This is a genomic window from Lysinibacillus telephonicus, from assembly GCF_003966145.1.
GTDB classification, from domain to species: Bacteria; Bacillota; Bacilli; order Bacillales_A; family Planococcaceae; genus Ureibacillus; species Ureibacillus telephonicus.
Map to the genome: position 1 here is coordinate 1 of NZ_RXNR01000030.1, position 21538 is coordinate 21538.

Below are 21538 nucleotides of genomic sequence, written 5' to 3' on the forward strand. Positions count from 1 at the left end.
TAATTGTAAATAAATTTCCAAATGGATGGGGACACCTTTGATTGGGTATTTACTTTTTTGCCTCTAAACAGGGAAGGTGAGTAAACTGAAAATTATGACACTATTTATGCAACACTAGTGACATCACATTGAAAAAATAATTTTATTCAATAATTTTTTGAACTTTCAGTATAATATTGTTTGACACTTCAAGTTCATGCTCATTAATTGTGGAGGACTGTTTTTCATTTATTTATACTTTTGTTTGAAATTCCACGTTTATACTATAACGATTTTAAAGTAAATCATAAATTATATTATCTAGAATAAAGGAGGTGTGGATTTATGGGAGGCTATGATAACAACTATGTAGGTGGAGCTTACGATCGCAAAGACAATAACTTTGCATTAATCGTTGTTCTCTTTATTTTATTAATCATTGTCGGCACTGCATTTATGAAAGATTCCTACTAATATTTAACTGAATAAAGAATTCCACCTACCTCTCATGACATCCAAGTTAGATATTAGTTTACAATGACCAGTATTTAACTCTGGTCATTTTCAGGCTGTTGATAAATCTTTCATACTGCGTTGTATCTGCCGCTGTGTTTTTGATTCAGAGTTAAACTGTTTGATAAGTGTTTTCAAGACAGTTTGGCTAGTTGATTCTAAATAAATTAATGAAAAAAGAGTGTAGACAAATTCAAAATTGACTTTGTCTACACTCTGAAAGCCACTATTAAGTGGCTTTTTATAATTATGTATGTACATCTGCACAAATGATTTTTGTCTTTCAGTGCCGTCAAAAACAATATAAGAGTTAAAAAAGTATTTAAATTAAGAAAAAACCTCGAAAACAAAGGCATTGCCGATGTTTCGAGGTTTAGTAAAATACTTCTTATCTTACCAAAAAGATTAACGAGAGTAGAACTCAACGATTAATGATTCTTGGATTTCAGCTGATAATTCAGAACGCTCAGGAAGACGTACAAATGTACCTTCTTTTTTGTCAGCGTCAAATGTTAAATAATCTGGTACGAAGTTGTTTACTTCGATAGCTTCATTTACTACAGCAAGGTTTTGAGATTTTTCACGAAGAGAAATCGTTTGACCTGGTTTAACGCTGTATGAAGGGATGTCAACGCGTTTGCCATCTACTAAAATGTGACCATGGTTAACTAATTGACGAGCTCCACGACGAGTGCGAGCCAAACCTAAACGGTAAACTAAGTTGTCAAGGCGAGTTTCAAGAAGAATCATGAAGTTTTCACCGTGTAGACCTTGTAATTTACCAGCTTTGTTGAATAGGTTTTTAAATTGACGTTCAGTCATACCATACATATGACGAAGTTTTTGTTTTTCTTGTAATTGTAAACCATATTCAGATAATTTTTTACGTTGGTTTGGACCGTGTTGACCTGGTGCATAAGGGCGTTTTTCTAATTCTTTACCTGTGCCGCTTAAAGAAATACCAAGGCGACGAGACACTTTCCAAGATGGACCTGTATAACGAGACATAGTTGTCTCCTCCTTTAAATTTGGTTTTTTGCACTGATTGAAACATCAAGTTTCGTATCAGTATTTGTAAAACAAAAACCAGTTGTACCCGACACTTGCAGTATTTTATTTTCATGTATCTTCGCCCTTGCAGCCGAAAGGGTTACACAATACACCATCTACATAGAAAAGCGGAGAACGAATAAGATAAGCGAAGAACGTCCGCTAGTCCAACACGTACTGGATCTTTCCTTTGTAGAGGAATAAAATACATGCACAGCTTATACAACTGCTGCGTTTATTTTACACAAAGTCAATTGTATTATTTTTTCTAAATAACGTCAAGAAATAATATCATTAATTATTGAGAATTGCATTTAACTAATTGTTAAGTCGAATAATCTTTTATAATATGAAGATAATAGTAAAATTAAAACTGAAAAATCCATATTTCCACAATTTTATAGTCATATAGACATGAAAAGTGTATACTTTACTATAAGTTTATAGTAATTATTTCTTTAAGATAAAAGAAAAGGTGATTTTATGATAGGGCATCAGCAGACATTAGTTAATATCAAATCTGATTTATTAAACATATGTGTAAGTTCTGTTGATAAGCATAATAACGAAACTTCTACATTGCTTTATAAGTGCTTAAATCATCATTTCGATATTGATGAATGTTATTTTCTTTTATATGAAGGAGAAAATTTAAAACCTTTTAACATAAATCCAACATACGAAATTAATTTTAGCGGAATAGTATGGGGATTGCTGGAATCATATTTTGAACATAAAAGGGTAATAGAAATTCCAGAGTTTTTAAAAAGTATAAATGAATTTCAACACTTATCTCATATGGCAATGTTAAAGGTTGATCACATTAATATTCGGGGTGTCTTGCTATTGAAGCCTACTCCAAAATGGTATGCCTTTTCTGAATCTGAGTTTTTTGAAGAATTTATAAAAAGCGTTATAAAAGTAATACACATGTTAAATGAAAATTTGGAAGTTCGTCAAAACGAAAGCCAGTATAGAAAATTATATAATATGACGGATTTATTCCATTCTACAATGGACATTGATTTGATTTTAGAAAATGTGTTGATAACGATTCAAGAAAACTTTCCAAATTTTGATGTTGAGTTGATTTTATCTAACGATCAAGATCGTCAAACAAAGGTGCAAATAAAACCTTTCGACTATCTATCAGAGCGTCCATCAGTAATTGAAGCATTTGTATCGGGTGGAATAACTACAGAATTAGCAGATGATTTAAACCGATGTCTATTAAATGCACCGATAAAAGGACGACAAGCTATTTATGGTATTTTACAAGTAAGTGCTCCAATTTCTTACACTTTTTCTCCAACACAAAAAGATTTTATTAGAATGCTCGCACATGCGTCAGGGAATGCACTGGAAAATGCAAAACTTTATCATCAATCACACCGGTTAATCAGTGATTTACAGTTAATAAATGAAACCTCGCATCGTTTAAATATGAAGTTAGATATTAATGAGATGTTTATGTTTCTTCAAAAACAATTAATGAAATCATTCCAGCCAATGGAACTTTGCTTTGTTTTCAAAGAAAAAAATGAATTTAAACTTACCGAAGCATCGACAAAATTATTTAAATCAGATGAAGGAAAGCTTTACATAGATCATGTAACGAAGCATTTTGAAAACAGTCAAGATTCTTTGTTTATAGCAGATTTTAGTCGTCTTATTTCGCAAGAAGTTCATTATAAATCATTAATGGCTATTCCGATGGTTGTTGAACAGCATATAAATGGATTTAGCATCGTACTGCATCGCGATTCGTACTTTTTCTCGTTTGATAGTTTTAAACTAATGCAATCATTGATTCACCACTCTTCACTAGCAATTGCCAATTCTATACTTCGAAATCAATTGCAAGAAATGGTAGACCATGATCATTTAACAAGATTATATGCTCGTAGTTATTTAGATAAGTTTGTGGAAAAAGCATTGCAAAATGATGATTCAGGAATGTTCTTGCTCATTGATATAGACAATTTCAAATTGATTAATGATACGTATGGGCATCAAGTTGGAGATGAAATATTAATACAAATTGGCGAGCAGCTAATCAATATTATTGGAACACGTGGAATATGTGCTCGTTGGGGTGGAGAAGAAATGGCAGTGTATGTCCCGAATATCTTAAATGATGAGGCAATTAAGCTTTCAAAGCATATTGTTGAAGCTATACCAGAGACTACAGATCCAAAGGTTACTATTTCTGCTGGGTTAATCACTTGGAAAAAGCAGCAGCCTCTCGAATTCCAATCCATCTTTTTACAAGCAGATATGGCATTATATAACGCGAAAAATAATGGTAAAAATCAAGTTTGTGTCTTTGACGAATCTATGTTATTTCAGTCATAAAAAAACTTACTGCACTCTATTTAGGAGAAAATGTCTTCTTCCAAATAGATGCAGTAAGTTTTTTATTTCAGATTAAGAAAGTCGATTGAACGAACCGAGTTTTATACGCTTGATATAGTTTGTTAAATATATTTAATTAATGTTTCAACAAACAGCTCCAACCCTTTTTGATCCTCTGAAGAAAAGCGTCCTTTTATTGGGCTATCAATATCAAGTACACCAATAACTTCACCATCTTTAGTTAAAGGAATTACGATTTCAGAATTTGATGCAGAATCACAAGCAATATGACCTGGGAATGCATGCACATCCTCAACAACAATCGTTTCATTTTTTGATACCGCTGTACCACAAACGCCTCGTCCCATAGGGATTCGAACACATGCTGGGAGCCCTTGGAATGGTCCTAAGACAAGTTCGCCATTTTGCATTAAATAAAAACCAACCCAATTAATATTATCTAAAAATTGATTTAGTAATGCAGATGCATTGCTTAAATTTGCAATTTTGTTCGTTTCTCCATCAAGTAAAGCAGCTAATTGTTTTGATAATGTATTGTATTGATCTAAAACTGATCCTTCATAATTAATTTTTGTAAACATCTTTTACCTCCAAGGAAAATTTATTTAAAAATAGTTTCATAATGTTGGTGCAAATCTTTCACAGAGTGTGCATCTGAGCCGAAAACAAGCGGCAATGAAATAGATTGAGCATAGTCGATCAAATGCAGTGGTGGATAAGGTTCATTGCAATAAGATTTACTTAGGCCAGCACTATTTACGTCTAATTCATAACCTTTTTCTTTCATATGATTTAACACTTCTATAATTCTATCATCATCCTGAATTTTTTCGCCATGAGCAAGCTGAAATTTATGAATTAGTGTAGGGTGGCCAATTCTTTTAGGTTTAAAGTATCCTAAATTGGCATCAATCGATTTTAACACAGTATCGTAATATAAGTTGTATAAAGCTTCTATACCGCCCACTTTTTGAGCAAAATCCAAATAAACTTCTTTTGAAAAGTCTATGCATGTATATGTATCATTAAATTTTAAGAAGTGTACAGATAATATTGCATCATCTAAAAGAGGACCAACAATATCGAGCAATGCGCGTGTTTCTGTCTCATAGCCGACTATATAATCTACCTCTAAACCAATCTTTATTGTAATATCCTTTGCATAGTCAGCTTTTAACTGCTTTAATTTTTCAATATATGCGGTTAAAAGTTTTGGATTCATTCCACTATCCTTATCAGGAGTAGGATCTACAAAATTTGTCGGTAGTGGGGCATGCTCGGTAAAGGTAATTTGGGAAAAATTATTGTCGATTGCTTTTTCGATATATTTTTCAAAAGGATCAGTAGTGCCATGTGGACAAAAAGGCGTATGAATATGACCATCTTTTTTCAAAATCCGAACCTCCAATTCATTTATATTACTTCACTTTAGCAAAAAACCTTTATTTTTTTAAACAAAATATAAAAAACATGGTATATTATAGTTACAAAATAGCCAATGCAGTGATAAGGAATAGGGGGCTTACGATGAAGTATATCATCATTATTGTCATCGTACTATTAGCATTATTTTTTGTAGGGTTGTTTACCCGACGTAAACATACTGCTATTATACAGCGACTTGAAAATGAAAAAATGCAAATCCAGCATTATCCTATATTTGAGGAGCTAACAAAAGTAAAAGCTTTAAATATGAACGGTCAAACAGAAGAAATGTTTGAACATTGGCGGAATATGTGGACAGAAGTAATCGATGTTCATGTAATCAAAATTGATTCTATGCTTTTTGATGCTGAAGAATACATAGATCGCTTTAAATTTAAAAAAGCAACGCATGTTGAACGTGAAATCGAACAGTATATTGAAAAATGCGAGCAAAGTAAAAATCAAATTATACATGAATTAGATGAATTAATTGGCAGTGAAGAAAAAAATAGAATTGAAATTGAACAACTAAAAGAACAATATCGTTCTGCACGCAAAACATTATTAGCGCATCAATATTCCTTTGGCCCTGCTTTAAGTTCCTTAGAAAAATTAGTAGAACAAATTACGCCGAAATTCGATGAATTTGTTAACCTTACACAAGAAGGGAACTACTTGCAAGCGAGAGAAATAGTTCTTGCACTAAATAGTGAATCTCAAAATTTGTTCCACCTGTTGAATGAAGTTCCGACATTATTAACTGAAATTCAAACAAAAATTCCAAACGCTATACATGAATTAAGAAATGGCCAAAGGGAAATGGAAGAGCAATCTTTTTACTTGCGCCATTTAGAGCTTACAGAGTATTTAGATAAACTTGAAGCTGAATTAGAAACTTTGAAAAAGCAATTAGCAAATCTTGAAGTATCGATAGTAGCGCCCCGTATCGAGGAAATAAATGATGAAATTGAACATTACTATGATTTGCTTGAAAAAGAAGTACTTGCAAAAAATTATGTTGATAAAAATTGCGACCATACATTTACTTCATTAAATGAAGTATTGAAAGTAACAAAAGAAGTAAGTAATGAAACAGTTTATGTTCAAAATAGCTATCATTTATCTGAAAAGGAAGCTGAAATTCCTAAACTTGGATTGAAGCAACTTGAAGTAATTCAAAAAAGATATGAATTATTAGTATCACGGGTGCGTGAAGAGAAATCCGCATATTCAAGTTTGCAAGAAGAATTAATTGAAATTAGCGAAGAAATTGAACGCATTAAAGACGAGCAAGAGCAATTCTCTAATCGATTGAAAAATTTACGAATCGATGAAAATAAAGCAAGAGCTCAGCTGGATTCTCTGCGAAAGCTTTTACAAGATACAGATCGTCAACTAAATAAAGCAAATATACCTGGAATTCCAGAAGAAATGGATGCTCGTATTGAAGAAGCGGAGGAGCAATTGTTTATAGTAATGCAAAGTCTTCAGGAAGTTCCATTAAATATGCATCTAGTTCATAGTAATTTGCAAAATGCTGAAAAATGCATTCAAGAAGTAAATAGTCATGCAAAAGAAATGATTGAGAATGTTATGCTTATTGAAAGAATGATTCAATATGGAAATCGCTATCGTGCAACGAATCAGCGTGTACACCAGTTGTTGCTTGATGCAGAAGAAGCGTTCCATCAGTATCGTTACATAAAAGCATTAGAGGATGCAGCAGCAGCAGTTGAAGCAGCAGAACCAGGTGCTATTAAACGAATTGAAGAACTTGTTCAAGAAGAAATGTATGAAAAATCACAAAGCTAGTTAGTATACGACTATTGACAAAGACGTTATAATATAAGAAAAGCGCAAGCGATGGTCGACAATAACGCCACGTCCCGGTTCTGCGGTTGTGCTTTCGTCAATTGCTGTTGTGGCAGTGTCAATACTTGTACCTCATGCTCATCGTAAGCCTTGGATTGAAAGCACCTTTGCAGCTTTTATCGGAGGGCAGAACGCGACTTCGAGGGGCTTGGTGCTTACACTAGACATTATTCAAAATAAGAATTAAGGGGCTGTCCAGAAAGTAGAATTTCTGAACAGCCTTTACTTTGTTAACAAGATAGTACTTAAATGTATTTTCTTGGAATGGCCGAAAACATCGTCATCTTTGTGCAAAGGGAGACATCCCATAATTTTTGGACGGCCCCATTCTTATAAAGTAAAAAAGAAAGTAGGATACCAATGATCTATTTAGACAACAGTGCTACAACAAAACCACATAAAGAGGTTTTAGATACATTTGTTCAGGTAAATGAATCTTTTTATGCCAACCCAGCTTCTATTCATGAAGCTGGTGTTGATGCTAATACATTGCTGGATCGAGCTCGCAGTCAAATAGCAAAAATTCTTCATACTGAAGATAAGTACGTTCTCTTTACAGCAGGAGGAACTGAGTCAAATAACTTTGCAATATTTGGCGTTCCAAAAGCAAATACTCATAGAGGGAAACATATAATTACAACTGAAATTGAACATCCGTCCATATTAGAAGCAATTAAAGCATTACAAAAGGATGGTTATGAAGTTGATTATTTGCAAGTTGATGAAACTGGTGTAATCTCCCTGGAAGAACTTCAGCAAAAAATTAGAAAAGATACTGTTCTTGTGAGTATTATGCACGTAAATAATGAAATTGGTGCAATACAGCCAATTGAACAGGCTGCAAAAATTATTCATGAAAATAGTCGTGCTGTATTTCATGTTGATGCTGTCCAAAGCTTTGGTAAACTTCCTATTTATTTTAATGCAGACGCAGGTCCTGATATCATTTCTATCTCTGGTCATAAAATTCATGGTTTAAAAGGCTCTGGAGTAATTGCATTTAGAAAAAAAATGAGTATTATTCCACTGCTGCTTGGCGGTGGACAAGAAAGTGGATTACGCAGTGGAACAGTTGCAGTTCCCCAAGCTGTTGCATTGGCAAAAGCTGCTCGAATCGCTACAGAACAATTAGAAAAAAGCATGGATAAATATCGAAAATGGCATAATGACTTAATTAAATTTTTAACGGAATTCGGTGATAATATTCATTTATTATCGACGGAAGATGGTGCACCACACATTTTATCCTTTAGTGTTAAAGATCTAAAAGGAGAAATACTAATTAATGCATTACAAAATAGAGGAATCATTGTATCTACTTCAAGTGCTTGTTCATCTAAACAAAAGAAAACAAGCCATGTAGTAGAAGCATTAAAAATTGATCAGCCCTTTAAAAAAGGAGTTATTCGATTAAGTTTCGGTGCTTTAAATACAGATGAGGATATTGATGAATTTAAAAAAGCTTTCACAAGCATTATGAAAGAGTTAAAAGGAGAAAATTATTAATGATTTGGAAAGAGATTTTAATCCGCTATGGAGAACTTTCTACAAAAGGTAGAAATAAAAAGGATTTTATTAGTAGACTTCGCACAAATATTCGCCATACATTTTCAGATATCGGGCAGCTCAATATCTTAACTGAGCGAGATCGAATGCATATAGAAATAGAGAATGAAGAACAATACGATGTTTTGATGGAAAGATTGCCAAAAGTATTTGGGATTCAATCATTTAGTCCAGTTTCAATTTGTGAAAAAAATTTAGAGGACATGAAAAAGTTAGCGTTAACTGTGATGGAACAATTTAAAGATCGACAAATCACATTTAAAGTGGAAGTTCGTCGTTCAGATAAATCATTTCCTTTAGAATCTCATGAACTTCAACGTGAAATTGGCGGCGCTGTACTAAGTAAAAACCCAAATATTTCAGTGAATGTGAAAAAACCGGATGTAGAGCTGCGTGTAGAGGTGCGAAAAAATGCAATCTATATGATGGCACAAATTATTCAAGGTGCAGGTGGAATGCCTGTTGGTTCAAACGGCAAATCGCTTCTTATGTTATCAGGAGGAATTGATAGTCCTGTTGCTGGTTATCTGCTAATGAAGCGTGGAGTACGTTTAGAGGCAATCCATTTCTTTAGTCCACCTTATACAAGTGATAATTCATTGCAAAAGGTGAAAGATTTAGCAAATGAATTAACGAAATTCGGTGCAAACATTCGGCTTCATGTCATTCCATTCACAGAAATACAAGTCCTTATCAAGGAACGAGTACCAGCTAATACAATTATGACAACCACAAGAAGATTGATGATGCGTATTGCTGATAAAGTAAGAGAAGATATTGGTGCACTGGGAATTGTTACAGGCGAAAGTTTAGGACAAGTTGCGAGCCAAACATTAGAGAGCTTAACAGCTATAAATGATGTAACAAATACACCAATATTAAGACCGCTTATCGCATTCGACAAACTTGAAATTATTGATATAGCAGAGCAAATTGGGACGTATGAAACATCTATTCGACCATATGAGGATTGTTGTACAATCTTTACACCTGCAAATCCGAAAACAAAACCGAAAGTTGAAAAAGTAAACTACTATGAAAGCTTTACTGAATTTGATGAATTGATTGAACGTGCAGTACGAAATCGTGAAGTTTACAAGTTCCCGGAACAGAAGAAAAAAGATAAATTTGAAGATCTATTATAGCCAAGATTTGAAAAGAACTAGAACAATTTACCTCTCACCTTTTGTGTATTAAAAATCTGATATCGCACATTCTATATGCACAAGGAGGTGAGAGACATGGCTTCAAACAACAGCGGAAGAAACAAGCTTACAGTACCTGGTGCTGAGCAAGCATTAGATCAAATGAAATATGAAATCGCGCAAGAGTTTGGTGTTCAACTCGGACCTGAAGCGTCTTCTCGTGCAAACGGGTCAGTCGGAGGAGAAATTACTAAACGTCTTGTACAAATGGCTGAATCACAATTACGTGGTACATCTGGCCAATAAGAATTAAAATAGGGCTAGTAGCATTTATGCTGCTAGCTTTTTAATATGTTTTTTTATACTTAGTATGAGCATTTATTATCTATTTTTTATGGTAAATTTGCACTTAATACGAAATTAACTCTCTTTCGAGGAATATTTTGATATTTTAAATGAATATAATTATAATTAGAATAATGTATCTAAATAGATACTCGAAGGGGGATTATGATGAAAAGAGAAGATTTATTAGCTCCTGAGAATTACAATATAGTAGATGAGATTGAAAAATATGCTAGAACTGATAAGAAAATCGCATTAATAATTCATCAAGAAAACGGAGAAATAAAAAGAATATCGTATTCGGATTTAATAAAAAAAGCAAATAAAATTGCTAATTTATTTAAAAGTAATGGACTAAAAAAAGGTGATGTCATACTAATAATGGTACCACGCTCAGAAGAAGCATATATTACATACATCGGAGCGTTAAAAGCAGGACTAACAATTATCCCGAGTTCTGAAATGTTAAGAGCGAAGGATATTGATTATCGTATATCCCACTCTAATGCAAAGGCAATTGTCGCATTTGAAAACGAAATTGCACAATTCGATGATGTGCAAAATTTAGGTGGATTAAAACTTTTTGTATATGGAGAATCACAAGAACAGTGGATTTCAATTAACAATAATTTAGATAATTTATCGGATGAATTTGAGGGTGTTGGAACGAAAAATTCTGATATCGCATTTTTATCTTATACAAGTGGAACAACGGGGAATCCAAAAGGTGTAGTTCATTCACACGGTTGGGGATATGCTCATTTACGTACAACTGCTGCACATTGGTTAGGTGTAGAAGAAGGTGATATTGTTTGGGCAACTGCAGCTCCTGGCTGGCAAAAGTGGATTTGGAGTCCTTTCTTAGCAACTTTGGGAAGCGGTGCGACAGCATTTGTTCATATTGGACGGTTTGAGCCGCAAGAATATCTTCAAATGCTGCAAGATTATCAAATAAACGTATTGTGTTGTACACCAACTGAATATCGTTTAATGGCAAAGGTTGATCAACTATCACAATATGACTTATCCAGCATTAAAAGTGCAGTATCAGCTGGAGAACCGTTGAACAGTGAAGTAATCAATAAATTTTTAGAAGTATTTTCTCTTCAAGTTCGAGATGGATATGGACAAACGGAAAATACATTGTTAGTCGGTACATTAATTGATATGAAACCAAAACCAGGTTCAATGGGTAAACCAACGCCGGGCAATATAGTAGAGGTAATTAATGACCTAGGTGAACCGACTAAACCAGGTGAAGTAGGCGATATTGCTGTTCACTCTTCAACACCAGCTTTATTTAAAGGCTATTTAAAAGAGGAAGAGCGTACTAAAAGTCAATATCGTGGTGAATGGTTCTTAACAGGAGATCGTGCATATAAGGATGAAGACGGTTATTTTTGGTTTGAAGGACGTGGAGATGATATTATCATTTCTTCAGGTTATACAATTGGTCCGTTCGAAGTAGAGGATGCCCTAGTAAAACATCCAGCAGTAAAAGAATGCGCGGTAGTTGCAAGTCCAGATGAGATTAGAGGCAATATCGTTAAAGCATTCGTCGTTTTAAGAGACCCTCTGTTAAAATCGAGTCCTACTATAATTAAAGAATTACAGGATCATGTAAAAACGATTACTGCTCCTTATAAATATCCAAGAGCAATCGAGTTTATCGATGAATTACCGAAAACATCATCCGGAAAAATTAGAAGAATTGAGCTGCGTCAAAAGGAGCTAAGTAAGGAAATTCATCAATAAAATAAAAATTCTTTCATTATTTCCTAGGGAATAATGTCGAAATAAAGAGGCTAAAAAGTGGTTAATAACTAACTTTTTAGTCTTTTTTGTATTGTATTTAAGGGATAAACCATTGCGTAAGCAAAATGAAGTGGTTTTTGTTAATATTTTATAGAGAATTATAAAAAGAAGTTTTCATTGCAAATACTACGTAGAATCACTTGAAATCTACAATACATAGCTTTTTTATGAACTCTTTTAAGTAAAATTTAAAAAAAGATGAAATTTTTTGAAACAAATGGTTAACAAATACGTATGTATGGATGGAGGAGGAATTATTAAATGAATACAAAAAGATGGCTTGCTTTAGGATTTGCAGTAGTTTTACTTGTTTTTTCAATTGGTATTAACACCGTTTTTACTATGCTAAAAACAAATTTCTTTAGTGATTTTGATAGTCTAATCAGTACAGAAACAGAAATGTTTGAAACGGTATTAGAACCAGGAGACTTTGATCAGCGAATTGCTTTACTATCAGTAGACGGAACAATACAGGATATTGGTTCAAGCACTGCATGGAGTACGGTTGAATATGACCATCAGGCTTTCTTAGCTCAATTAGAAAATATTTTATATGATGACACAATTCAAGCTGTTGTACTAGAAGTTAATTCACCAGGCGGCGGTGTTATTGAATCAGCTGAAATTCACGATAAACTGGTTGAAATTAAAGAACAAAGAAATATTCCGATTTATGTTTCAATGGGTTCATATGCTGCTTCAGGAGGTTATTACATATCAGCACCAGCAGATAAAATATTTGCACATCGTGAAACAATTACCGGCTCAATAGGTGTTATTATGCAAAGTTATAATTTCGCGGAATTAGCCGATAAGGTTGGAATTAAATTTGAAACAATTAAATCCGGCGAACATAAGGATATGTTTGGCGGTACAAGAGAAACAACAGAAGAAGAAAAAGCTATGGTTCAGGAAATGATAAACGAGTCTTATGAGGCGTTTGTTGATGTAGTTGAACAAGGTAGAGGAATGTCTGAAGCGGATGTGAAAAAAGTGGCAGACGGAAGAATTTTAGGTGGTTCTCAAGCTGTAAAAGCAGGACTTGTTGATGAACTTGGCGGCCTTGAGGAAACAATTGCATCAATTCGTGCAGATTATGGTTTAGAAGATGCAGAGTTATTTGAGTACGACACTAGCTATGGAGACTTTACATCATTACTAGGAGTTAAGATCGGTTCGTTCTTCGGACTTTCAGCTGAGGAGCAATTAATCAAAAAGTTAATGGCGTCAAATGAAGTACCTAGAATGATGTACTTATATGGTGAATATTAAGGAGGGGATTAGATGTCACATTTAGAAAATGGAGACTCAAATGTTAATGATATTGAAACAAGTGAAGAATCCTCTCTGGAACTAGAACAACATACTACAAAAACAATTGTGGATCATTATGAAGAAAAAACGGCTGGTTTTTGGATAAGATTTTGGGCTTTTGCTTTTGATTCATTAATTGTAAGTGCAATAGTGGGTATATTAGTAAAACCAATTTTCCACCTTTTTGACTGGAGTTTATCAGAATCAAACTGGTATGCCCCAATGACGATTATTTCAGCGGTATTCTATTACAGCTATTTCGTTATTACAACAAAGATTTGGCAACAAACAGTTGGGAAAATGATTTTTGGCATTAAAGTGAAACGGGTAGATGGTGAGAAGTTGGACTGGTTGACAGTCTTATTCCGTGAAATAATTGGCCGTTTTATTTGTAATACAATCACCATTATTTATATAATGGTTGCATTTATGCCGAAAAATAATGGATTGCAAGATATAATTGCTGACACAATTGTTGTACATGAAAAGGTATATATGAAAAATAAAAAGGAAGTTATTACAGAGAGAGCAGAAGATTACGGATCGGAAAACTCTATCACACCATCAATGTAATTATTAAGTAAGAGAAAATTACAGCACAAATATTGCTTTTGTCTGAAGTTCATGGCCCTGCTTTAAGCGCTATTTTTATTAAGTGGTTTCACGTTAAATATTGTAAGATAAGTTATTTGCAAAAATGGAAATATCTTTAGTAAGATTAGATAATAAAAGGAGGTTTTCATAATGGCTCAAGTAACATTTAAAAATAGTCCTGTAACACTAGTAGGAAATGAAGTAAAAGTAGGGGATAAAGCACCAGACTTTACTGTATTAGCAAACGATTTATCGGAAGTTAGCTTAAAGGATTCTGAGGGAAAAGTCCGTTTAATTGCTTCTGTTCCTTCATTAGATACAGGTGTGTGTGATGCTGAGACACGTAGATTCAATGAAGAAGTATCAAGCTTAGGTGGAGATGTAGCATTTTATACAGTATCTGTTGACTTGCCTTTTGCACAAAAAAGATGGTGTGCAGCAGCAGGCATTGATGGAGTAAATACTGTATCAGATCACCGTGATTTATCATTTGGAGAAGCTTATGGTGTGCATATGAAAGAATACCGTCTACTTGCACGTGCAGTATTTGTTATTGATAAAGAAGGTACGGTTACATATGTAGAGTATGTTCCAGAAGGTACAAGTCATCCGAATTATGAAGCTGCAATTGAAGCTGTTAAAGCTGAATTAGCGAAATAATATTGTTTAACTTTCGTAATTTATTATAGTAATATAAGATAGTGTCGTTATGTCAAACAAATTTGATGTTTATTTTTATTTGGTGAATCACTAATGACCGAATGAAGATAAAGCCTCCAGCGGATGCAACGGATTTAGTAGAGGAAATGACTCAAAATCCGGACACATATAGCTGTACTCAAGCGACAGGTGAAATTTCGCTAAGGCGTAATTGATTTATAAATGTTGACCCACTCAATTTCTGAGTGGGTTGTTCATTTAAAAAGGAGTTTATTATGGAAAAGTTTGAGCAAATATTTTCGTATATTAATGAGAAAGCAGAAAAATATGAACAAAGTGAAAGCATTTCTTTTTTAGAGGGTGTTTTACAATCTTTAGAGAACATACTCGATGAAAAAGATACATGGATAGGAAAAGACGCTTCAAAAGAAGAAATTCGAAAAGCTATCCAAATTGCTATTTTAAAGGGTATGCGAAAAACTTCACAGCCAAATCATCAAATGACCCCTGATACACTAGGTATTTTAGTTGGCTACTTTGTTGAGCAATTTTATGAAGATCAATTAAAAAATAGCCAATTATCTGTATTGGATCCCGCTTTAGGAACAGGAAATTTACTGCTTACTGTAATGAACTTACTTGATGGGAAGGTTTCAGCAACTGGTATTGAGGTGGATGAGTTGCTCATTAGGTTAGCTGCAGATACTGCTGAATTAATTGAACAGCCAGTAGTACTTTATCATCAAGATGCACTGCAAAAAATGCTAGTGGATCCTGTAGATGCAGTTGTTTGTGATCTGCCAGTTGGATATTACCCGAATGAAGAAGTAGCGCTTGATTATGAATTATGCGCACATGAAGGGATGAGCTATGCTCACCATCTATTTATTGAACAATCAATGAATCATACTAAAGATGGCGGCTACTTATTCCTTCTAATACCAGCCAATTTATTTGAAACAGAGCAAGCAAAGGATTTACATAAATTCTTAAAAAAGCATGCCTGGATTCAAGCAGTCATTCAGCTACCAGAAAATTTATTTGCTTCAAAGGCACATGAAAAAAGTTTACTTATTATACAAAAACAAAGTAAAACCTTAAGAGCACCACGTGAAGTGCTATTAGCGAAAGTTCCAAACATGTCCAATAAACAAGCATTATCGATGTTTTTTGAAAAGGTGCAAGTGTGGAAGAAAAACAAATAAATAAAAGAGCAGGGACTTTTCAGAAATTCAAATTTCTGATATAGTCCCTGCTTTTTTACTGAATAAGAAAGTAATAATGTCTAGCTCCAGCGCCCAGCCCCTCGGTCGAAAGCTGCAAAGATGCCTTCGATTCGGATCCTCCGACGTACAGGGATGTACAAGTGCCGACAATGCCACAGGACGTGGCGTTCTTGTCGGGGCTAAACAGGGCCGCTTGCGCTTTTCTTATTTCACCTTACAAACTTTATATACGATTTTTACAATGGCTGGTCTAGATAAAATATATACAATCACTAAACCAATAATGAAAACAATCCAATATTGATTTTTATCCTCAATAAAGGTTTTTAATGAGGATGCTTCAAAAATTCGAACTAGGGCCATATGCAATAAATAGATCGACATAGTGTTTTTTCCAATTGATGTAAAAAATACTTCTCTTCTTGGAACAAGTGCTAAAAACATATAAGTTGCAGCTGCCATTCCAATATATGCAACGAAACGATTAGCCCAAGCAAATTGCAGCAAGGAGAATGTCATCTCATCATAGGATCTTTTGCCAAGTAACCATTGACTAAAGTCTATCGGTACAAAGAAATAAATTACAACAAACAGTAAAACAGCAAGTAAAGCTCCAATGATAGTGTTGGTACGTGTTTTTAATTTCTCAAAATGATTTTTTTGAAGATAATATCCCATCAAGAAGAAGGGGAAGAAGAAAAACGTTCTTGAGATACTTAAAAATTCACCAACATATGCATCATAACCAATTAGTAATGAAATGATTATAGCAAGCGGCAACCCGTATTTAATTTTTCCAAAGAAGTAAAGCAATATATTCCAAAGGATTAAGCTTATTAAAAACCATAGAGCCCAACGCGGGATAAAGAAACTAAGACTAATCGTATCATCGAAGATAAAGTAATAGTATAAGCTATATCCAACTTGTAAAAGAGCATATGGCAGTATTAATTTTCTTACGAGTTTAGATATATATCCTGGCTCATATACCTTTTTAGAAAAGTATCCGGAAATTAATATAAAAGCCGGCATGTGAAACATATAAATAAATAAGTAAATACTATCAATGAGATGATCATTGTGTAAAAACTTAGACAACATATGGCCAACTACTACTAGAAAAATTAAGATGGCTTTTGCGTTATCAAAATATGCAATTCTATTCAAAACAACTCTTTCCTTACAAAGTAAATTTTTAACTAATGAATCTATCAAGTAGCTAAAGAGGAATAACCTTAATTGTTTTACCATAATTAAAATTATTATTCTACTAATATAACAAAAAAATGATAAAAAAAAATCAGAGAGCTAAATAGCACTCTCTGATTTTAATAGAATTTAAGTCAAATTACGCTTATAAGTTACAAAATGATTAAATTATTCAGGTGTACGAACTACCAATACGTCGCATTTTGAGGAACGTACAATTGCTTCTGATACTGAACCAATAAGGAATCGTTCTACGGCATTTAAACCTGTTGCACCACAAACAATTAAATCAGCGTCTACTACTTTAGATAACTCTTTTGTAATAATAGTTTTTGGTGAACCATACTCTATAATAGCGTTTACATTTTTAACACCAGCAGTTTCAGCTTGTTTTTTATAGCCATCTAAAAGCTCTTCGGAAAATTTTTGAGCACGCTCTGCAATAGAACGATCGTAAGCCTCGATAGAAGCAAAAGAACGAGTGTCAATAACGTTTACCAAGTTTAGTTTTGCATCGTTATTTCTTTTGGCAATCTCGATTGATTTCTTAAATGCATATTCAGCTTCTTTTGAACCATCTACAGCTACTACGATACTTTTATATTCAGTCATTTTAATTCCTCCTTTTTATTTGCTTTTATTATATCAAACAGTAATTTAAATCAAATGTAATTTTACAAAAATATGTAAATGTTTCACAAAGTATTCTAAATAAATACATAATTTTGTAATTTTTATAAATAGTCTCCATATTACGTCTTTCGTTAACTTAATAAAAATGAATAGATTAAAATTTTAGAGGGAAAAATCTATTTGTTAACAAAATACTCTGCCTATTTCTTACATTTTATTTTTTTTTAATTTCTTTCGAGGTGACTTGATTTTTGCAACTATCAATTTTCAGAATAATTGGTATTATAGAATTAATTGAGTAAAAAACTAAAAAATTTAACAACAGGGAGAGAAATAACAATGAAAATAGGAGTACCTAAAGAAATAAAAAATAATGAAAATCGTGTAGCAATGACACCTGCTGGAGTTGTTTCACTAATAAGCGCGGGCCATGAAGTTTATATCGAAACTGACGCTGGTTTAGGATCTTCATTTACAAATGAGGACTATCTTGCAGCAGGTGCAACTATAGTTAAAACTGCAAAAGAAGCATGGTCACAGGAAATGGTTATGAAAGTAAAAGAACCTATTCCAAGTGAATATCAATACTTTCGTGAAGGTTTAATTCTATTTACTTACCTACACTTAGCACCAGAGTTGGAACTAACACAAGCTTTACTAGACAACAAAGTTATTGGTATTGCTTATGAAACAGTTCAATTACCTAATAGATCACTGCCACTACTAACTCCTATGAGCGAAGTTGCTGGTAAAATGTCAGTACAAATTGGTGCTCAATATTTAGAAAAAATGAACGGTGGCAAAGGAATTTTATTAGGGGGAGTTTCTGGTGTGCCTCGTGGTAAAGTAACCATTGTTGGCGGAGGTATGGCAGGTACTAATGCTGCGAGAATTGCAGTTGGTATGGGAGCAAATGTAACAATATTAGATTTAAATCCAGAGCGACTTCGCCAATTAGAAGATATTTTTGGACATTCCGTACAAACATTGATGTCAAACCCTTATAACATTGCCGAGTCAGTAAAGGATTCGGATTTAGTAATTGGCTCTGTATTAATTCCAGGTGCAAAAGCGCCGAAACTTGTTACAGAGGAGATGGTTAAGTCAATGCGCCCTGGCTCTGTTATTGTTGATATTGCAATTGACCAAGGAGGCAGCTTCGAAACAACTGACCGTGTGACGACACATGATAATCCAACATATATAAAGCACGGTGTAGTGCATTATGCAGTTGCCAATATGCCAGGTGCAGTTCCTCGTACATCAACAATTGCATTGACAAATAATACCGTCCCTTATGCATTGCAAATTGCCAATAAAGGGTATAAAAAAGCTTGTATTGAAAATGAAGCATTGAAAAAGGGAATTAATACTTTAGAGGGCAATATTGTATACAAAGCTGTTGCAGATGATCAAGGACGTGACTATGTACCAGTAGATAATCTTTTGAAATAAGAACACTTAATTTTCTACTACTTGAAAGGGAAATTCTTCTTCAAGTAGTTTTTTTATTCAAAAATAATTTTAATATAATCTAGAGTTATCAGAAAATATTAATTATTTAGACAGATTATATTTACTTTTACATGAAAATGTAATTTAATAGAATTACTCTATTAAAATGTATAAATCTAGGGGGACTAAAATGAAAGTATTAGTTAGAAAGACAATTGGAATTATGACAGTTTTAATGTTATTTATACTTGCAGCTTGCAGCGGTACAAGTACAGAAACTGGGACAGAAAGTGAAAGTGGAGATAATACAGAGCAAGCAAGTGGAACATTATCTGCAAAAATAGGAGTTGTTTCTTATTTAACGGGTGCAGGGGCAGCATACGGAGAAGCAATTACTCAAGGGCTTAAGTTAGCACAAGAAGAGATAAATGAACAAGGTGAAGTAAATATTGAATTAGTAATTGAGGATTCAGCAGGAGAGGCTGACCAAGCACTTTCAGCAGCACAAAAATTAATGAATGATGATGAGATTCTTGCAATTATTGGACCAACTTTAAGTACAGAATTTTTAGCAGTTGCACCAGAAGCAGATTTAAACGGTATTCCAATTATCGGTACATCTACAACAGTTGATGGCATCCCTGAAATTGGAGACTATGTATTCAGAAATGCAATTCCAGAATCTTTAGCAATCCCAGCAGCGATGGAAAAAGCTGTTGAAAGAACAAATGCAAAAAAGGTTGCCTTAATTTATGGAAATGATGACGCAGTAACAAAAGGCGGCTTTGAAGTAATGGAAAGAACTGCAAAAGAAATGGGTCTTGAAATCGTAGCGACTGAGACATTCCAAAAAGGTCAAAGTGATTACAACGCTCAATTAACAAAAATTAAAAATGGAAATCCTGATTTAGTTTTAGCTTCTGCTTTATACAATGAAGGTGCAGTAATTATGGACCAAGCTCGTAAAATGGGTATTGATGTACCTTTCGTAGGTGGAAATGGATTCAATTCACCACAAGCAATCGAAATTGCAGGAGAGGCAGCTAATGGTTTAATTGTTGGTACACCATGGTTTGGAGAATCTGATGATCCAAAAGTAGTTGAATTTAATGAAAAGTATGAGGCAAAGTTTGGAAAATTACCTGACCAATTCGCCGCACAAGCTTATGATGCATTATACATTTATGCAGATGCATTAAAAAGAGCAGGCGAAGCGGATCGTGATGTATTCAGAGATGCTTTAGCAGAAACGAAAGATTTAGAAGGGTTATTAGGAAACTTCTCATTTGATGAAATTGGAGACGTTGTAATGGACGTTACAGTTCTAGAAATAAAAGACGGAAAATTCGTTGAATTCGAATGATTTAGAATCATACAACTATAAAAATACGAGCATACTTGTATGCTCGTATTTAATAAAAGAATTTTAATTTTACAAACTGAATTTACAATAATGCTTTTAAAGGATGAGTGATTTTGCTACTAGAACAATTAGTTAACGGGATTACCCTGGGCAGCATTTATGCAATTGTCGCCCTTGGCTTTACCCTTGTATTTGGGGTATTAGGAATTATTAATATGGCCCATGGTGAAATCTTCATGGTTGGGGCATTTGTAGGAGTTATGACTACGAGTGTGTTAGGTTGGCCACTATGGTTAGCATTTATTGCATCTATAGTTGTTACTGGAATACTGGGTTATTTATTAGAGCGTATAACGCTGCGCCCATTAAGAGGGAAAAAAGGTGTTTCCCATTTAGCTCCTTTAATAAGCACGATTGGTGTATCGATATTACTTGAAAATTTATCCCATCATATTTTTGGGGCAGGAAATCAACCTTTTAGATCGTCATTTGCAGAAATAAGTATAGAAATTGGATCAATAACAATTTATCTTGTACAAATTGTTATTTTTGCTATTTCTATTTTATTAATGATTGGATTGACTATTTGGCTTTCAAAAACGAAAGCTGGTAAAGCGCTGAGAGCAACTGCTGAGAATTTAGAAACTGCTAGTATTCTAGGTGTAGATACGAAAAAAATTATTACTTTGACAGTGATTATTGCTTCTGCTATGGGTGGAATTGCTGGGATTTTAGTAGGAATGGCATTTAACTCTGTCAGTCCACAAATGGGTCTGTCAATGGGGTTAAAAGGACTTGCTATCATTATTTTAGGCGGAATGGGAAATGTTAAAGGTGCAATGGCAGGCGGTTTAATTCTAGGCTTGTCTGAAACCTTCCTTGTTGCTTTTGGTGATTCAGGTTATCGAGATGCTATTGCATTTATTATGATAATTTTCATCCTTTTATTAAGACCACAAGGAATTTTCGGTTCGAAGATAGCAGAAGGCAGGTGATTT

At 33.8% G+C, this 21538-nt stretch carries 19 protein-coding genes; 14 read left to right on the forward strand and 5 right to left on the reverse strand.

Going from position 1 to position 21538, the window contains the following annotated elements; translation table 11 throughout:
* The first annotated feature begins 324 nt into the window (after positions 1-324).
* On the forward strand, positions 325-453 hold the full coding sequence (locus EKG35_RS11570) for a YjcZ family sporulation protein (RefSeq protein WP_126294615.1): 129 nt from the start codon (positions 325-327) through the stop codon (positions 451-453).
* A 444-nt stretch (positions 454-897) separates the two neighbouring features.
* On the opposite strand, the gene rpsD is transcribed toward EKG35_RS11570, so the two are convergent.
* Positions 898-1500, reverse strand: a complete 603-nt coding sequence (rpsD, locus tag EKG35_RS11575; protein WP_126294616.1) for a 30S ribosomal protein S4 — start codon at positions 1498-1500, stop codon at positions 898-900.
* A gap of 525 nt (positions 1501-2025) precedes the next feature.
* Between rpsD and EKG35_RS11580 the strand changes: the two genes are divergently transcribed.
* Positions 2026-3897: a sensor domain-containing diguanylate cyclase gene (locus tag EKG35_RS11580; protein WP_126294617.1), complete on the forward strand. Its 1872-nt coding sequence runs from the start codon at positions 2026-2028 to the stop codon at positions 3895-3897.
* A gap of 122 nt (positions 3898-4019) precedes the next feature.
* Here the strand turns inward: EKG35_RS11580 and EKG35_RS11585 are convergent, their stop codons facing one another.
* Complete coding sequence (locus EKG35_RS11585; protein WP_126294618.1) at positions 4020-4499, reverse strand: GAF domain-containing protein; 480 nt, start codon at positions 4497-4499, stop codon at positions 4020-4022.
* Between the two features lie 20 nt (positions 4500-4519).
* Positions 4520-5311 (reverse strand): histidinol-phosphatase HisJ, encoded by a 792-nt coding sequence (gene hisJ, locus EKG35_RS11590; RefSeq protein WP_126294619.1) that lies wholly within the window; start codon positions 5309-5311, stop codon positions 4520-4522.
* A gap of 134 nt (positions 5312-5445) precedes the next feature.
* Here hisJ and ezrA point away from each other — a divergent pair, with 134 nt between their 5' ends.
* The 9 genes from ezrA to EKG35_RS11635 all read left to right on the forward strand — a co-directional run bounded on the left by ezrA (position 5446) and on the right by EKG35_RS11635 (position 15859).
* On the forward strand, positions 5446-7155 hold the full coding sequence (gene ezrA / locus EKG35_RS11595; protein WP_126294620.1) for a septation ring formation regulator EzrA: 1710 nt from the start codon (positions 5446-5448) through the stop codon (positions 7153-7155).
* A gap of 420 nt (positions 7156-7575) precedes the next feature.
* The gene (locus tag EKG35_RS11600; protein ID WP_126294621.1) at positions 7576-8721 is read left to right on the forward strand and encodes a cysteine desulfurase family protein; all 1146 of its coding nucleotides are present in this window, start codon (positions 7576-7578) and stop codon (positions 8719-8721) included.
* Positions 8721-9926 carry a tRNA uracil 4-sulfurtransferase ThiI gene (gene thiI, locus EKG35_RS11605; RefSeq protein WP_126294622.1) on the forward strand — a complete coding sequence of 402 codons (1206 nt, stop codon included), beginning with the start codon at positions 8721-8723 and terminating at the stop codon, positions 9924-9926. The genes EKG35_RS11600 and thiI overlap by 1 nt, the downstream gene beginning before the upstream one ends.
* 96 nt (positions 9927-10022) lie before the next feature.
* A complete protein-coding gene (locus EKG35_RS11610) occupies positions 10023-10232 on the forward strand; it encodes an alpha/beta-type small acid-soluble spore protein (RefSeq protein ID WP_126294623.1) in 210 nt (69 codons plus the stop codon).
* A 207-nt stretch (positions 10233-10439) separates the two neighbouring features.
* A complete protein-coding gene (mbcS, locus tag EKG35_RS11615) occupies positions 10440-12026 on the forward strand; it encodes an acyl-CoA synthetase MbcS (protein WP_126294624.1) in 1587 nt (528 codons plus the stop codon).
* Positions 12027-12347: 321 nt separating this feature from the next.
* Positions 12348-13358, forward strand: coding sequence for a signal peptide peptidase SppA (gene sppA, locus EKG35_RS11620; RefSeq protein ID WP_126294625.1), 1011 nt, complete (start codon positions 12348-12350; stop codon positions 13356-13358).
* 12 nt (positions 13359-13370) lie between these two features.
* Positions 13371-13973 (forward strand): RDD family protein, encoded by a 603-nt coding sequence (locus EKG35_RS11625; protein ID WP_126294626.1) that lies wholly within the window; start codon positions 13371-13373, stop codon positions 13971-13973.
* 171 nt (positions 13974-14144) lie between these two features.
* Positions 14145-14654 (forward strand): thiol peroxidase, encoded by a 510-nt coding sequence (gene tpx, locus EKG35_RS11630; protein WP_126294627.1) that lies wholly within the window; start codon positions 14145-14147, stop codon positions 14652-14654.
* 275 nt (positions 14655-14929) lie between these two features.
* Entirely contained in the window at positions 14930-15859 is a 930-nt protein-coding gene (locus EKG35_RS11635; protein ID WP_126294628.1) for a class I SAM-dependent methyltransferase, read from the forward strand.
* 225 nt (positions 15860-16084) lie between these two features.
* Here the strand turns inward: EKG35_RS11635 and EKG35_RS11640 are convergent, their stop codons facing one another.
* Together EKG35_RS11640 and EKG35_RS11645 are read right to left on the reverse strand one after the other, a co-directional pair.
* Positions 16085-17047: an acyltransferase family protein gene (locus EKG35_RS11640; protein WP_185807736.1), complete on the reverse strand. Its 963-nt coding sequence runs from the start codon at positions 17045-17047 to the stop codon at positions 16085-16087.
* Positions 17048-17257: 210 nt separating this feature from the next.
* Positions 17258-17701, reverse strand: coding sequence for a universal stress protein (locus tag EKG35_RS11645; protein WP_126294630.1), 444 nt, complete (start codon positions 17699-17701; stop codon positions 17258-17260).
* Positions 17702-18061: 360 nt separating this feature from the next.
* On the opposite strand from EKG35_RS11645, the gene ald reads away from it, so the two are divergent.
* The 3 genes from ald (at position 18062) to EKG35_RS11660 (ending at position 21535) form a co-directional block, all read left to right on the forward strand.
* Positions 18062-19177 (forward strand): alanine dehydrogenase, encoded by a 1116-nt coding sequence (gene ald / locus EKG35_RS11650; RefSeq protein ID WP_126294631.1) that lies wholly within the window; start codon positions 18062-18064, stop codon positions 19175-19177.
* A 190-nt stretch (positions 19178-19367) separates the two neighbouring features.
* Positions 19368-20540 carry an ABC transporter substrate-binding protein gene (locus tag EKG35_RS11655; RefSeq protein WP_126294632.1) on the forward strand — a complete coding sequence of 391 codons (1173 nt, stop codon included), beginning with the start codon at positions 19368-19370 and terminating at the stop codon, positions 20538-20540.
* 113 nt (positions 20541-20653) lie between these two features.
* Positions 20654-21535, forward strand: coding sequence for a branched-chain amino acid ABC transporter permease (locus EKG35_RS11660; RefSeq protein WP_126294633.1), 882 nt, complete (start codon positions 20654-20656; stop codon positions 21533-21535).
* Positions 21536-21538 lie beyond the last annotated feature (3 nt).